The sequence below is a fragment of the Paenibacillus daejeonensis DSM 15491 genome (assembly GCF_000378385.1).
GTDB lineage: Bacteria > Bacillota > Bacilli > Paenibacillales > Paenibacillaceae > Paenibacillus_D > Paenibacillus_D daejeonensis.
Genome location: NZ_KB899661.1, coordinates 540,952 through 557,473, shown reverse-complemented (window position 1 = coordinate 557,473; position 16,522 = coordinate 540,952). Strand labels below are relative to the sequence as shown.

The window sequence follows — 16,522 nt, the reverse complement described above, 5'->3', positions numbered from 1 at the left end:
TGCATACAGTGCTCCTGTACCCATACCCGCGTAAGCCCCGGCGCACGATGCCCGGCAGCATGACGGCGGGTCGGATGGCACCCATACCTGCCCTTGCGCCCTCACCAACCCCAACCCCAACCCCAACCCCAACCCCAACCCCAACCCCAACCCCAACCCCAACCCCAACCCCAACCCCAACCCCTCTGCCGCCACCCACCGCCTTTTGCCCTCGCTCTAACGGCCACCACAGCAGTTATTTGGCTCAAAATCGGCTGTCTGAGATTCTAACGGCCATGAGCGCAGTTATTTCTACTTTTTGTTGTGTGTGACGTCACATTTGGGTCAAATAGCGGCACCTGTGTCCGTTAGATCAGAAACCGCTGCTAAACTGGCCAAATAAGCGCACATATGGCCGTTAGAGCGAGGGAGGAAGCCTTGGTGATCCAACGCCCGCACCCGCACCCGCACCAACTAACTTGGAGCCTAAGTGTAAAAATACCACTACCAATCGGTTATTCGTCGGATTATTGGTTTGCTAAAGGTAAAAGTACAACTAATCCCAGCAAAATATCCACAAATTACCTATTCCCGCCCGATTAATTGCGCTTTTGCACTTACTTTCGCTAGAACCTACCTAAACTAGCCTGCTAAGTGCAGAATTGCAATTAGCGGGAGGGGCTGTCTAGGCGGCCTAAGCGATCAAAAGCTAAATAAGAACAAAGGGTAAGATCCTGCGGGAGCACACATATCTGGAGGGTCAGGCTACATAGATATAGAAGGGCCCCGAGGCCCCCATGCTGCTGTGGAGGGGCGGCGCGTATGTTGCGTTTGGATTTTATGGTATAATGGGGCGTAAAGCTTGCTACCAAGCCCATTTAGAAGCAAGAGGTGAACCGGTTGAAAGTCGGCTTGAAATCAATTCTATGGAGTGTATTGGCGCTTGTACTGCTCGTGTCGGTCGCGCTGCCGGGCATCAATCTGCTCGCTGTGCCAGTCGTCATGGTACCGTTAGTTCTGCTCTATACTACGCTTACAAGGCAGCAGTTTGCGATTCATATGCTGCTGGTGCTGTTGTTTGCTTTTTTAATCAACGGACCTGTGTCGCTCATCTTAGGCTTCTTCTTCCTGGTTCCAGCGATTATCATGGGTCATCTCTACCGCCGTCGCTCGGTCGCCCGGACCGTCGTCACCGCAGGCGTGCTTGCCGTATTGGGCCAGTTCCTGTTGGAGATGGTCCTGTTCAATGCGATCTTCGGGATCTCCATTACCGGCGAGATGGGCAACATCATCCGGGATCAGGTAGCGATGCTGCAGGCGCAGGGACTGATGCCGCCAAGCTGGACGACCGAGGTGACCGAATCTTTCGTTCGTACCGTGGTGCAGTCGATTCCTTGGGTTCTGATTGCGGTTTCATTTACCCTCGTTATTGTCACGCATGGACTGACCCGCAAGCTGCTTTCCCGTGAAGGCATCGAAGTGCCGGGCTTCAAGCCTGCCAAGGACTGGATGCTGCCGAAATCATTTGTTATGTATTATCTGATCGCACTGATTGCGGATCTGTTTGTAGACAGCACGGGCGATTCCTTTATGAATACTGTGCTCGTGAACCTGATTCCGCTGCTGCGGCTTGTGTTTACGATTCAGGCTATCGGATTGTTTTTCTTTATCGCCGATCAGAAGCGCTGGAGCAAGGCCATACCGGTTTTGTTAGCCATACCGGTGTTCCTGTTCCCGCCACTGAGTCTGATCGGGGTGCTGGATGTTGCGTTTCCGATCCGAAAGTCATTTACGAAATCCTAGCTACAGGGGCGGATTAGAATGCCGAAGTTCCTAATCAAACGATGGCACGGCATGGCACAGGTGTGGGCGTTTGTCCTCATGATCATCATGACGGCAGCTCTCGCCTGGTACGAGTGGCCCATCGGGGTGGTTGCGCTCGTTGCCACGCTGGCCTTCGCCTGGTACACGCTGCGCGCGGAGCGCGCGTTTCGCCGGGATCTCAAGAATTATCTAGGTACCTTGTCCTACCGGGTGAAAAAAGCCGGCAACGAGGTCATCAGTGAGCTGCCCTTCGGTATTATCCTCTACAATGAGGAGCGTGCCGTCGAGTGGCACAATCAATATGTCTCGGAGATGCTGGGCCGCGATTCCATTATCGGCTCTTCCCTCACCGAGCTGTTCCCGTCTCTGCAGGCAGCGCTCAAGGACAAGAAGGAGTCGCTCGCTGAGGTCACCCATGAGTCGCGTGTATACGAGTTCCTTCTCAAACAGGAGGAGCGGCTGATTCATATCCGGGACATTACCCGCCGGTGGAAGCTGGAGAAACGGTACGAGGAAGAGAAGCTTGCACTTGGAATCGTGATGATGGATAACCTGGAGGAAGCAACTCAGGGAATGGACGACCAGCAGAGGGCGACCTTCCTCTCCAAAGTAACCGCCGAAATTACCGGCTGGGCTCAGCATTATCATCTCTACCTGAAGCGGCTCACCTCTGACCGTTATCTCATTATTACCGACCAGCGGACCGTGCGTCAGCTTGAGCAATCGCGGTTCGTGCTGCTCGATGAAGTGCGGGAGATTACGATCGAGAACAAGATTCCGATGACGCTCAGTATCGGCATCGCCGTCAATGCGGACAGCATCAGTGAGCTGGGTCAGTGGGCGCAGACGAGTCTGGATATCGCACTTGGCCGCGGCGGTGATCAGGTAGCGGTCAAGGATGGGCAGCGGCAGACGTTCTACGGCGGCAAATCCAATGCTGTAGAGAAGCGGACTCGCGTGCGTGCCCGCGTTGTCGCTCATGCGCTCCGGGATATGATCAAGGAGAGCAGCAATGTCGTCATCATGGGTCACAAAATGCCGGACATGGACTCCGTCGGCGCCGGCATCGGCGTGCTGAAGGCCGCCAGGCTCTTCAACAAGGAAGCCTTCTTCGTATTGGAGTCGGTCAATCCGGCTATCCAGAAGATGATGGAGATTCTGGAGGACGAAGAGCACCTGATGAAGCGGATCATCTCGCCGGAGCAGGCACTCGGTCTTGTCGATAGCCGTACACTGGCCGTCGTCGTTGATACCCACAAGGCTTCGATGGTCAAGGAGCCCAGGCTGCTGTCGATGACGGACCGGATTGTCGTGATTGACCATCACCGCCGCAGCGAAGAATTCATAAATAATCCGCTGCTGGTCTACATGGAGCCGTATGCTTCGTCCACCTGTGAGCTGGTGACGGAGCTGCTGCAATATATCCATGATCGTGTCATTCTCGATGTGGCGGAGGCGACGGCACTGCTGGCAGGCATCACGGTCGACACCAAGAGCTTCTCGCTCCGCACCGGGGCGCGGACATTCGAGGCCGCATCATTCCTGCGGCGCAATGGTGCCGATTCCTCACTCATCCAGCGGATGCTTAAGGAAGACCTGGAGGAGTACATCAAGAAGGCGGACATTATTAAGCATGCCGAGATCATCCATGATCACATCGGAATTGCCGTTACCAACACGGGCCGCCAGTATTCACAGCTACTGATTGCCCAGGCTGCCGATACGCTGCTCAATATGACCGACGTGATGGCGTCCTTCGTCATCGGTCAGCGAACAGATGGTTTAATCGGGGTCAGCGCCCGTTCACTTGGTCACATGAATGTTCAGGTCGTCATGGAGCGAATGGGTGGCGGTGGACATTTGACCAATGCAGCGGCCCAGCTGGAGGGCACGACGGATCAAGTGGCAGAGAAGCTCAAGCAAGTACTCGAAGATATCGATAAGGAAGAGGGGTTATTCGAATGAAAGTAATCTTCTTGCAGGATGTCAAAGGACAAGGCAAAAAAGGCGAAGTGAAGGAAGTTTCCGAAGGCTACGCACGCAATTTTCTGTTTCCAAAAGGACTTGTAAAGCAAGCGTCTGACGGCAACATCAAGACGATGCAAAACCAGAAGGCCTCGGAGAACAAGAAGAAGGAGCAGGAAAAAATCGATGCGGAGAAGCTGGCGGAAAAGCTGGGCGAGATGACGGTTGTCATCAAGACCAAAGCTGGCGAGGGCGGTCGCCTGTTCGGTGCCATTACAACCAAGCAAATTGGCGAGGCATTGGCAGAGCAGCATGGCATCAAGATCGACAAGCGCAAAATTGAACTGGCCGATCCGATCCGTGCTCTGGGCTTCACCCAGGTCGGCGTGAAATTACATCCGGAAGTGAAAGGCACATTGAAAGTACAGGCAGCAGAGGAATAAGACGACAACCGGATGAGAGGCAGCACTCCGGGCGGGGCGGTGGCTTGAGGACTGCTATTTTTGGCTTGCCAAGGGCCCAGTGATCGGCGGTGGGAATGCAAGAAGCGTCCTTTTGAAATGGTAACGGCCATGAGCGCAGCTATTCTTAGCTTATCCGGTCCAATGGGCCTGTTTTCAAGGAAATAGCGGCGCCTGTGGCCGTTAGCTTGGGAGAGGCTGCTTTTTCGATGGAATAAAAGCCGTGGTGGCCGTTAGCGAAGAGATAGATGGTACGCTTAACAGTCATTTACAGTTTACCAAGCGGCGCCTGGGCTTGATAATGGGAGAAGACCCCGCGCCTACTCCGGCATCGCACACCAAAGTGCTGCGTGAGCTGGAGTGGGTTGGCGGGATAATTGAACGATGACGCCTGTACCAAGCATTGGGCGGCTGGAAGGCTGCTATAGTATTAAGTAAGCAAAGGAGCTGTAAACGCATGAACCCCGAGATGATGTATGATCGCGTACCGCCGCAGAACCTCGAAGCGGAGCAAGCGGTGTTGGGTGCTGTCCTGTTGCAGGGCGAGGCGCTCATCACTGCCATGGAGCGGGTGCGCAGCGAGGACTTTTATACGGCTGAGCACCAGCAGATCTTCGATGCGATGGTGGAGCTCGGCGAGGCTGGACAGCCCATCGACCTTGTCACCCTGACGGCGTATCTGCAGGATCATCAGCAGCTCGAGGGGATCGGCGGCGTCAGTTACCTGGCCAAGCTGGTCGGCGGTGTGCCGACGGCGGCCAACGTGGACTACTACGCGCAGATCGTCGAGGAGAAATCGATGCTGCGCCGTCTTATCCGCACGGCAACCGAGATTGTGACTGACGGCTATGCCGGCGAAGACCAAGTGAGCGCGTTGCTTAGCGATGCCGAGGCGCGCATCATGGAGCTGTCCAACCGTCGCTCCAGCAGCGGCTTCATCTCCATCCGTGACGTGCTGATGGAAGTATTCGAGAAGGTAGAGCAGCTCTATACCAACAAAGGCAACGCGTCAGGTATTCCATCGGGCTTCCACGACCTCGACAAAATGACCTCGGGCTTCCAGCGGAATGACCTGATCATTGTCGCGGCGCGTCCCTCGGTCGGTAAGACGGCCTTCGCGCTGAATATCGCTCAGAATGTCGGCGTGCGGGCCCGCGAGACCGTCGCTATCTTCTCGCTGGAGATGTCCGCGGCCCAGCTCGTGCAGCGGATGATCTGTGCGGAGTCCAACGTCGATGCGGGCCGGATGCGGACCGGTTATCTGGAGGGTGACGATTGGGAGAAGCTGACGATGGCGATTGGCTCCTTGTCCGAAGCGGAGATCTATATTGATGATACGCCGGGCATCACCGTGGCGGATATCCGCGCCAAGTGTCGTCGGCTCAAGAAGGAGAAGGGTCTCGGTATGATCCTTATCGACTACTTGCAGCTGATCCAAGGCCGTGGCAAGGCCGGGGAGAACCGGCAGCAGGAGGTCTCCGAGATCTCGCGGACGCTCAAGCAGATTGCCCGGGAACTCGAAGTGCCGGTCATCGCACTATCCCAGCTCAGCCGGGGTGTGGAGCAGCGGCAGGATAAGCGGCCCATGATGTCGGACTTGCGGGAATCCGGTTCGATCGAGCAGGATGCTGATATCGTGGCGTTCTTGTACCGGGATGATTACTATGATAAAGAGTCGGAGAAGAAAAATATCATCGAGATCATCATCGCCAAGCAGCGGAATGGACCGGTGGGCACGGTGGAGCTGGCGTTCTTGAAGAACTTCAACAAGTTCGTCAGCCTGGACCGCTCCCATCAGGAACCGGCTTAGCGTAGAGAGATGATAGCTATTTCCGAACATTAAAATATGCTGTATTGTAAATGTTCGCTTTTCGGTTGACAGGCAAAATACGGACTGCTACACTGAGAGTGCTGTCTAAATATAAATGCGAGTTCAAAAAAGTCGAAATCACTTTGTGATCAAAAGCGGACTTTTTGAACCACTTTTATAAGGCAGTAATTTTCGGTGTGTACATACACTGAAGTGGGGGAATGACTGATGTCAACAGTTGTTGTTGTAGGGACGCAATGGGGCGACGAGGGCAAAGGCAAAATCACCGACTATCTGGCGGAGGGCGCTGATGTCGTAGCCCGTTATCAGGGCGGAAACAACGCTGGCCACACGATTATTATCGGGAACAAGAAATATAAGCTGACTATGATTCCATCCGGAATCTTCAATGAGAATAAAGTCTGCGTCATCGGCAACGGAATGGTTATCAACCCGGCTGCCCTGATCGAGGAGATCGAATATATCCATGAACACGGTTTCTCCTCTGAGAACCTGAAGATCAGCGACCGCGCGCATGTGATCATGCCTTATCATATGGTACTGGATGCGCTGGAGGAAGACCGCAAAGGCGATAACAAGATCGGAACCACGCGCAAAGGCATCGGCCCTTGCTACATGGACAAAGCCGCTCGTGCTGGCATCCGGATCGCCGATCTGATGGATGGGGAGATTTTCGAGGAGAAGGTACGCAAGCTGGTAGCTGAGAAAAACCACGTGATTGCACAAGTGTACGGCGGCGAGCCGGTTGATGCGGATGCGATCATCAGCGATTACCTCGGTTATGCTGAGAAGCTGCGTCCGTATGTCGCCGATACATCCGTTGTGCTCAATGACGCGATCGATTCGGATAAAAAAGTGCTGTTTGAGGGCGCCCAAGGGGTTATGCTGGATATCGACCAAGGTACCTATCCGTTCGTAACCTCGTCTAACCCAACAGCAGGCGGCGTCTGCATCGGTTCGGGCGTAGGTCCGTCCAAGATCCAACAGGTCATTGGTGTGGCCAAAAGTTACACCACTCGTGTTGGTGACGGTCCGTTCCCAACTGAGCTGCATAACGAAATCGGGGATACGATTCGTGAGACCGGCCATGAGTACGGCACGGTAACCGGACGTCCGCGTCGGGTCGGCTGGTTCGATACGGTCGTGGTTCGTCACGCTCGTCGCGTGAGTGGTATCACCGGCCTGTCGCTGAACTCGCTGGACGTCCTGACTGGTCTGGAGACCGTCAAGATCTGTACGGCGTACAAGTACCGCGACGAGATCATTGAGCACTACCCGGCCAGCCTGAAAATGCTGGGCGAATGCGAAGCCGTATACGAAGAGCTGCCAGGCTGGAGCGAGGACATCTCCGGCGCCAAGAAGCTGGAGGACCTGCCAGAAACGACACAACGCTTCGTAGCCCGTGTCGCCGAACTGACTGGCATTCCGATCGCCATCTTCTCCGTTGGCCGGAACCGTGACCAGACGAACCCGGTTCGCAAGATCTACGAATAGTACCAAGACCGGACGAACTCGATTCGTCTACCATAAGAAGCACTAACCTATTGAGTCCGGATGACCCGGAGCCGTCTGGTATACAGGCGGCCTGGTCATCCGGACTTTCTTTTTCATTGTGACTACCTTCTCGAGACTGGTGCAACCCAACTTACGAGGTAGCGGCGCAAGGGAGCAACGACGTAACTAAGGAACAACGTAAGAGTAATATAAAAGCACACAAGAGCAACATAAGAACGACATCATGAGAGAGACGCAAGGGAGCAACCCTTGCGTCTTTTTGTGTTCCGTCCGCAGCTTCCAGGGCGCGGGGTTCGGTAGCGTGACGGCGGTCGTAGAAACACATGCGGCACAGACGATTATCGTAGGTTGGGTAGTTAGAGGAAACGAGGGGCGCCGGGTCCGCCGGTTGGTAGAGCATACAGCGGAAGGCGGTAAGTAAACTTTCTTTCCGTGCTCAGCTCCCAGTGCGTTGGGTTCGGCAGCATGGCGCCGATACTCCTACGACCACAACTCAGATGGTTAAAGACAAAAGTACAGTTAAATCCTAATAGAATAGCTTATCTCGGGGGACTAAAGACAATTGTGCAGTTATTATGCTCGTAATTGTATAAATGTGGAATTTATGGAGCGATTGATTGTATTTTTGTCGCTATGACATAGAAGATCGGAGAATACGCAGCATTTCGTTGCACTTTTGTCTTTAGCTAGGGGTGGACGGGGGTTATTAAGTCATCTTCGAACTGACCCAACGGTTGCGCCTGTCCCACAGCTGCAAGCAGGACCAGGTCGATTCATCGGTTGCTTGAGAAAGCCCCACCAAGCACAGGAGCGGATGCGGTGTTCGTGGTCTTCGGGTGATTATCCAGGCTGGCGCGCTCCCAAGAAGGTGTCGTGCCATGAGCGACGGGGTAGCCGAGCGACGAATGTACAAAAACAGGGTAGACATTTTTTCCTGCACTCGGAAAGTTCGCAGAATACTTCACCCCATTGCAAAACGTTCTCCCCCTTCGCTGCTTACGGGGAATGATATAGTTAGTAGGCCTTCCAAATTGGCGAGAGGATTTACATAAACACGGGGTCTCCAAAGTTTGAAAGCGCTACATCTATATCAAAAACTCAAAAGGAGAATGAACATTTCCATGAAACCCATCCACCACCCATTGCATCACAAACGGTTCCTTAGTCTGCTGCTCGCGCTGGTCATGCTGGCCTCGGTCTTCGCTGTGCCAGCGGCCCAGGCAGAATCCCAAGCGGATGTATCGCCGCTTGCTGCGGCAGCCGCAGCAAGCGGTGACACGCCGGAGCGTATCCGGGACGGCGTCATCCTGCATGCTTTTGATTGGAATTTAAATGTCATTGAGGAAAACCTCCAAGCGATTAAGGACGCCGGATACACAGCGATCCAGACGTCGCCAATTATGGGCAGCGCTGCCGGGGTCAACTGGTATTTTGCTTATCAGCCCAGCAACATGGAAGCAGGCGGCAACCGTAACCGGTACGGTGACCGAGACGCGTTTGTTCGTCTGACCACCGCTGCCGAGCAAGTAGGCCTCAAAGTCATCGTCGATGTGGTGCCGAATCACATGGGCAGCCCGGCCAATTCCGATGCTCCGTGGACTGACAGCACGCATTTTCACGATGTGGGCGGGAACGTCGGATATAACGATCGTTTTCTGCTGACCCAGCCTCAGATGATCAGCGGACTGCGGGATCTGAACACGCACTCTCCGTTTGTACAAGAATCCTACATCGCGTACTTGAAGGACATGATCGATGCTGGCGCGAGCGGCTTCCGCTATGATGCCATCAAGCACATTGAGCTGGACGACGACGTGCCTTCCCCGGCGAGTATGGCCGCAGGTGCAACGAATGCGAGATATCCCGGCGGGGAGTTCAAAAGTGACTATGTAAAAAATGTGACTGGTGCCGCCGAGGCTTATTTTGAGGAGAAGGGTAAGGAAAACTTCCAGTACGGTGAAGTGCTGCAAGGAGGAGACCCGAACAACGACCGGATGGCTGGGTATGCCAAGTATATCGACCTGACCGCTTCGATGTATGGCCATCATGTACGTGGTGTCCTGGAGCTGGGAGACATTGGCCGTCTCGACAAATGGGCGGATTATGCTGCCGAGGGCCTGAAGGCCGATCAGCTGGTACCTTGGGTTGAATCCCACGACACCTACAATAACGAAGGGGAGTCCCTGGGCTTCAGTCCGAAGCAGATCCGTCAGGGTTGGGCTATGATTGCCGCCCGTAAAGACGCTTCGCCGCTGTTTTTTGCCCGTAATATCAATGCGGATGGCAGCCAAAGAACCAGCGTACGGACCGCTGACAACGTAGATAACAGCCGGCCTCAGTGGACACATCCCGAAGTCGTAGCCATCAACAAGTTCCACAACGCCATGGCAGGCAATGACGAGAATCTGGTGAGCCTCGGGAACAACGCGGTTATGATTGAGCGCGGTACGGTCACTGATGGCGGTGGCGCGGTGCTGATCAATACCAGTGCAACGGACCGTGTGCTGGGTAGTGTGCCCGTTACCTTCCTGAAGGATGGCTTCTATGTAGATGCTCTGAATTCAGCCAACGTCTTTACTGTCGCAAACGGCAGAATTAGCGGAACCATTCCTGGTAACCCAGCAACCACTTCTACCACTGACACCAGCACGAACCCTGGCCTCGTGGTGCTCATGGAGCGGGACGCAGCAAGCTCTGCTATTCTGGCGGCTATGCCTAACGATGATGATGTAATCGCCGGCAACAGCTTCACAGGCAATGAGCTCCGGCTCAGATTGTCGGCTGTCGGTGTCACCGATACCCTATACACTATCAACAACGGTGAGGCGAAGCGTTTTGCCAATGATGAGACAATTACGGTGAGCGGCAACTATAACGATCCGATTACCGTCACGATGGCGGGTAAGACAGCCGGAGGCCATTGGATCACCAAAGAATTCGCCTACACCAGGGTAGAGCTTCACGAAGAGGCAGCTCCACCGGTCGAGGAGCCAACGCACGTCGACGTGTATTTCTCCATCAACCGTCATGCCAACTTCCAAGCCTGGGGCGGATACAGCTACGGTGTGCGGGTGTACACGTTTAACCCTGAGCTGTTTGGCGGCTGGCCCGGCGGGACGATGACGAGAATGAAATACAATGGTGTCGACACCCATTGGTACAAGATTAGAATGCTGCGGGTGACTGCGGGCGGCATTATATTCAATACGCAAAGCAACGCTGGCGCACAGCAGCAAACCAATCAACCGGCGATTACCGCCTCAATGCTGAATAATGAGCAATTATATTTCTATGGCAGCAACGCGAACAACTTTAACATTAATGGCTCCGCTGACAGCGGCAATAACGCACGTGCTAACTGGGATACGGCATTTGCTGCAGGCAACGGAATCGGCTTTGAAGCCAGTGGTATCTTCCCGCCCGGACGCAATGGCGTGATCTTCAACACGTCGGGCGGCAGCACGATTGCCACGCAATATGTCCGGGACGGTGAACAAGCAACTCGGCCAACCACCGATCCAACTCGCAGCGGTTATCTATTCGACGGAAAATGGTACACGGACGCGGCGTTAACCCAGGTATATGATTTCGCTAATCCTGTAGTTAACACGCTTGGCGACGATCACATTTATGGCATGACCCTTTACGCAGGGTGGATTGAACTGGAAGCCGACAAATTCCTGGTGGATTTCAACACCCAGGGTGGCAGCTTGGTAATGTCTATTCCGAACGTGGCAGGGGACAGTACGATTACTGCGCCGGAAGCGCCGGTCAGAAACGGTTATGCTTTTGCAGGCTGGTTCAAAGATTCAGAGGGTACGCAGGCTTGGACATTCGAGACCGACACCGTGACGGCATCAACGACATTGTATGCCAAGTGGAACGTGGTGCCGTACAACATCGACTATAGAGACGGTGAAGTCTCGGCCGTGATGCCGGGCACTGTACCGACTACCTATACCGTTGAATCACCAACGTTTGATTTGAGTGACCCGAGCCCCAAAGAGGGATATACGTTTGACGGCTGGTATACCGATTCGCAATTCCTGCCGAGCTCCAAGCTCAGCAGTGTAGCAACTGGCTCCACCCGTGACTTGACCCTCCATGCCCGCTTCAAAGCGAATACCTCCCGCATAACGCTGGATTCGCAGAGTGGGTCAGGCGGTACGGAGATGGTAACAGTCAACTACGGCGGCAGATTACCGCTGGGCATCGCCCGTCCTGAGCGAGAGGGCTATTCGTTCCAGGGCTTCTACACCGAGACCGAAGGCAAGGGCCAACAGATGTATAACAGCAGCGGCATTCGGGTGTTTGAGGGTAATGTAACCCACACATCCGATCGTGTCCTATACGCACACTGGATTCTTGCCGGAGAAGAGGTCGAGGTAGACCGGTCCACGCTTGAGCAGGACATTCGCACAGCACAAGCCTTGCATGATGGAGCAGTTGAGGGCACGCAGCCAGGACAGTATCCAACAGGTGCAAAAGCAACACTGCAAGCAGCAATTGCGACAGCTACAGCTGTCTATGACCAATCGTCTGCAACTCAACAGCAAGTGGATGAGGCTGTAACCGCTCTGACAGCGGCAGTCCAGGGGTTCAGAAATGCGATCAATCCTGTCATCATCCCAGTCAATCCAGGTACGCCTGGTGTAACAGTAGACAAATCTGTTCTGCAAACGACCCTGCGTGACGCGCAGAGCCTGCATGATCAAGCAGTCGCAGGCACCGAGGCTGGTCAATACCCTGCTTCGGCAAAAGCAGCCCTGCAAACGGCAATCACAGCAGCGCAAGCTGTAAACAGCTCATCAAGTGCCACGCAAACGGCCGTCAATCAGGCGGATGCGGAGCTGAAGAATCAAATGTCGGCATTCCGTGCGCAGGTGATTGCGGTAGAACCAGGGAACCCAGAGGAGCCAGAGGAGCCGCAAAACCCTTCCCTTCCATCGTTTACGGACATTGGCGGGCATTGGGGAGAAGCTGCGATTATGGAATCCGTAGCATTGGGCTTCGTGAACGGATATCCAGACGGTACATTCCATCCGAATCAGCAGGTCACCAGACTGGAGTTCACCACCATGCTGGCGCGTGCGCTGCGTCTAGCAGAGCCTGCGCAGACAGCACTCGATTTTGCAGATGCAAGCCGGATCCCGGCCTGGGCCGCTCCGTCGGTGACAGCCGCAGTCCAAGCGGGATGGATCACCGGTTACGAGGACCGTACCTTCCGGGGCACCAACCCGATCACAAGACAAGAGATGGCCTCGCTCATCATTCGCGCATTGGGCAGCCAAGTGAATGCGGAGGCAGAATTGACCTTCGCCGACAGCTTCTCCGTCCAAAACTGGGCCAAAGGCTATGTCGCCGCAGCGGTTGAACAGGGACTCATGCAAGGCCAAGGCAACAACCGCTTCGCACCTATGGCTAACGCCACACGCGCCGAAGCAGCAACCGTCATCTTAAACTTGCTTAAACTGCAATCGGAAGCCTAACTAAATACCTGCTAGTCGCAAATAATCCCTTGATCGCTAGAGATGGGGATTATTTGCTTCTCTCGAATTGCCCTATTTGTGATAAACTTTATTAGCATTTATACGAGTCAGACATTTGAAAGCGTGCCGGAGTGGTACGAATCGATTCTGGAGAAGCGAAGCGCTCGCCTTTGTCCCCGGATTTCCACCTCTGAAGATTTTATATAATCAGGAAATCTGGGGACAACAGCGATCGGAAGAATGATTCGTTACCCGCAGGCCTACCTTTCAACAGCCGGACCTTGAGGAAATGGGATGAGCATGAAGATTAAATCTTTCATCGTCGACCGCTATCGAGAAGCGCCGTTCAAGAAGCGCATCATTGCTATTTTTTTCATCAGTGTGCTGGTCCCGATTGTGTGCCTGGGCTGGGTTTCCTTGTACGCCATCAACGCCATCTTAACCAATAAAGTCGAAGATTCCATCCAGAGTGTCCTGAAGCAGGAGATTCTGACGCTGGAGAACACCCTGAATAACCTCAATCACGTCTCGCAGCAGCTGGCCTTCGGCATCAATAACAACCGGTTGCTGGAGCAGCATTACTTTGAGCAGGACTTGTACATGAAGTCACGCTATCATAGCGATTTGAAGAGCGATTTGAATGTCGTGACCTTCTCCAATCCGAACGTGGGGTTGACCTTCTATTACTTCGCGGATCGTGGGAACTATGATTTCGAGAACTTCCCGGTGCGGGAGACCTTTGATATTGACCAGTTGCCGCTCATGGAGTCGTACCCGGAGATTACTTACTTTGGCCCACATGTGAGCAATAACCGGATGTACAATGGATTGGTATTCAGCACCATCCGCAAAGTCAATGTCACCCATGAAGAGGTATACGTCTACATCGAGACGGGATTCAAGACAACGCTTAACCTGTTTGCGCCGGACACAGGCATTACCCACTCCCGCCAGCTGCTCATTCTGAACAATAGCGGCGAGGTGACGTATAGCCAGAATGCCGAGCTCTTCCCGGTGAGCAGCGTGTTTCCGTTCACAGGTGAGCAAGACCTCTCGGGGGAGTACAACGGATTTCTGTGGCACCGGGAGGTTAGCAACCAAGGCTGGAGTCTGGTGTCCATCCTTCCCAAGAGCGAGATCAATGAGGAGAAAAATCAATGGTACCTGCAGTTTGCCATTATGGTGTGTATTTTCGCGGTTGCCGTTGGGCTGATTGGGACGTTCATGTGGCGCATGGTCTATCGACCGCTGGAGAAATTCAATTATGAAATCAAGACCTTGATTGACTCCAATCCCGCAGATCGGACGGATCGGCTGCATATTCCCGAGTTCGATTACCTGCTGTTCAAGACCCGGGAGATGAAGAAGAAAATCTGGGAGCTCTACGGAGAAATTGAGCAAAAGGAAAAACGGCGCGCCAATCTCGAAGTGGAGAAGCTCATGTATCAGATTAATCCGCATTTCTTGATGAATACGCTGGATACGGTCCATTGGCTGGCGATGATGAACGGGCAGCAGGAAATCGACAAGCTAGTCCTGTCCCTGAACCGGCTGCTGCGGTACAATCTGGGCAAGATCGGCGAGGAGACGACCATCGGGCGGGAGATCGAAGCGGTCAAGGAATACTTGCAGCTGCAAACCATCCGGTATGATTTTCAATTCGACGTCGATATTGATGTGGATGAGGAGGCCATGTCCTTCGCGATTCCGCGGTTCATCCTGCAGCCGTTAGTAGAGAATGCTCTGTACCATGGGGTGAGCGACAATGGATACATTCACGTGGATATTCGTCTGGGTGAACGATTGGAGATCTCCATTCAGGACAATGGTTCGGGCATGTCACCCGAGCAGTTGGAGAAGCTGCTGCATGACGACGCCATGGATAGTCAGAAGGTAGGGATGGGGATCGGCATGAAATATGTTATCCGCATCCTGCAAGCAAATTACGGGGATGAAGCGACGTTTACGATCAAGAGCGAAGTGGGCAAGGGGACACAGGTGTTCATGGCATTGCCCGTAGACAGAGGTGAGCAGGCGAAATGATTCAGGTATTGGTAGTGGATGACGAGAAGATTGTCAGAAAAGGTCTGGTGTCCTTCATCCCTTGGGAGCAATTCGGCATGACCGTTGTGGGTGAGGCCAATAACGGTGAGAACGCACTGGCGTTTCTGGAGAAAAATAAAGTGGATCTGCTGTTCACGGATCTGGCCATGCCCGTGATGTCCGGTATTGAGCTCATGCGGGAGATCAGCGTCAAATATCCTCAGATTCAGGTTGTTGTCTTGACGCTGCATCAGGATTTTGAATATGTGCAGGAGGCCCTGCGCCTGGGGGCGATCGATTATATCGCCAAGACGGATCTGGAGAAGGAGCAATTCGAGGATCTGATGGCTAGAATCGTCTCCCTGCTGGATATGCAGAAGATCAAACGCCAGACAGCGGCTCCGACAGAATACAGAACCCCGGATCAAATCTATGTCGCTTACTCTCTGGCGCAGCGCCAGGAGGACATGGGCTCGGATGAGGTGCCCTTGGCCTATGGTGCGTCTGAGGCAGAGGAGGGCAGCTGGTACTGGACCTATGAACCGCGGGACTTCGCAGAGCGGGCGCCGGAGTATGCGATGGTCTGTATGAAGAACGTACAGGGGCTGGACCGCAAGGCGATAATGCAGCTGATCCGGGGCTACCGCAGGAATGGGCTGTTCTATGATTATGAGCCGCAGCGGGGCATGCTGGAGATGACGAAGGAGGACATCCGTCCGATCGCCTCCAGTGAGGATTATCACCTGCAGGACCTGAAGCTGAAATGGTTGAACTCGGACTGGATCTATGATGAAGAGGGGTTCGAGGATCGGTTGGCCGAGCTGGCGAGGCTCCGCCTGCCGTCGATTCGGCTGACCCGGCTGTTCTTCTCACTAACGGATGATTGGAACCGCTTGTACGGGTCCTTGCTGGAGCAGCCCATCCTCATCAAGGATTCGTTCTTGTTGTTCGTTGAGCTCGTGGACTGGCTGCGGCAGACGCGAACGATCCTGCATGAATCGACGATGAAGCCGCAGTTCTCAGTCGAAATTCAGAGCAGTATCGCCAAGGCCAAGTCGATCGCACAAGGCTCGGTGGATCAGTCGATCTCGGCCAGCGACATGGCCAGGCAGGTCAATATGAGCTTGAGCTATTTCAGCCAATGCTTCAAACAGATTGTCGGTCAGACCTACACCGACTATGTCAGAGATATTCGAATGGAGAAGGCCAAGGCATATTTGACCAATACGCAGAAGACGATTCAATGGATTGCCGAGCAGGTCGGCTATACGGATGAGAAGTATTTCAGCCGGATCTTCAAGGAGCATGTGGGCGTACTGCCAAGCGATTTCCGACAAATGAATCCGGGACCCCGCTCCAAGTAAAGCTATATGAGGGTGGCGAAGCGGGACCACCGAGGGGGTAAGCCTGACTGA

Annotated in this window: 11 protein-coding genes; 10 read left to right on the top strand and 1 reads right to left on the bottom strand. The window is 54.0% G+C overall.

Annotated elements, in window-relative coordinates; translation table 11 throughout:
* The coding region (locus tag F556_RS38580) for a hypothetical protein (protein ID WP_211222583.1) at positions 1-199 on the bottom strand (199 nt) is incomplete at its 3' end.
* 692 nt (positions 200-891) lie between these two features.
* On the opposite strand from F556_RS38580, the gene F556_RS0113405 reads away from it, so the two are divergent.
* The 10 genes from F556_RS0113405 to F556_RS0113370 all read left to right on the top strand — a co-directional run bounded on the left by F556_RS0113405 (position 892) and on the right by F556_RS0113370 (position 16,471).
* The gene (locus F556_RS0113405) at positions 892-1,782 is read left to right on the top strand and encodes a DUF2232 domain-containing protein (protein ID WP_169447582.1); all 891 of its coding nucleotides are present in this window, start codon (positions 892-894) and stop codon (positions 1,780-1,782) included.
* 18 nt (positions 1,783-1,800) lie between these two features.
* Entirely contained in the window at positions 1,801-3,768 is a 1,968-nt protein-coding gene (locus F556_RS0113400; protein WP_020617476.1) for a DHH family phosphoesterase, read from the top strand.
* Entirely contained in the window at positions 3,765-4,211 is a 447-nt protein-coding gene (gene rplI / locus F556_RS0113395; protein ID WP_020617475.1) for a 50S ribosomal protein L9, read from the top strand. Before F556_RS0113400 ends, rplI begins: the two co-directional genes overlap by 4 nt.
* Positions 4,212-4,455: 244 nt before the next feature.
* The gene (locus tag F556_RS38575; RefSeq protein ID WP_211222582.1) at positions 4,456-4,617 is read left to right on the top strand and encodes a hypothetical protein; all 162 of its coding nucleotides are present in this window, start codon (positions 4,456-4,458) and stop codon (positions 4,615-4,617) included.
* 69 nt (positions 4,618-4,686) lie between these two features.
* Positions 4,687-6,039, top strand: a complete 1,353-nt coding sequence (gene dnaB / locus F556_RS0113390) for a replicative DNA helicase (RefSeq protein ID WP_020617474.1) — start codon at positions 4,687-4,689, stop codon at positions 6,037-6,039.
* Between the two features lie 228 nt (positions 6,040-6,267).
* Entirely contained in the window at positions 6,268-7,554 is a 1,287-nt protein-coding gene (locus F556_RS0113385; RefSeq protein WP_020617473.1) for an adenylosuccinate synthase, read from the top strand.
* A gap of 244 nt (positions 7,555-7,798) precedes the next feature.
* The gene (locus tag F556_RS37760; RefSeq protein ID WP_157272739.1) at positions 7,799-7,996 is read left to right on the top strand and encodes a hypothetical protein; all 198 of its coding nucleotides are present in this window, start codon (positions 7,799-7,801) and stop codon (positions 7,994-7,996) included.
* A 700-nt stretch (positions 7,997-8,696) separates the two neighbouring features.
* Entirely contained in the window at positions 8,697-13,064 is a 4,368-nt protein-coding gene (locus tag F556_RS0113380) for an InlB B-repeat-containing protein (protein WP_020617472.1), read from the top strand.
* A gap of 300 nt (positions 13,065-13,364) precedes the next feature.
* Positions 13,365-15,107 (top strand): sensor histidine kinase, encoded by a 1,743-nt coding sequence (locus F556_RS0113375; RefSeq protein ID WP_020617471.1) that lies wholly within the window; start codon positions 13,365-13,367, stop codon positions 15,105-15,107.
* Positions 15,104-16,471, top strand: coding sequence for a response regulator (locus F556_RS0113370; protein ID WP_020617470.1), 1,368 nt, complete (start codon positions 15,104-15,106; stop codon positions 16,469-16,471). The genes F556_RS0113375 and F556_RS0113370 overlap by 4 nt, the downstream gene beginning before the upstream one ends.
* Positions 16,472-16,522 lie beyond the last annotated feature (51 nt).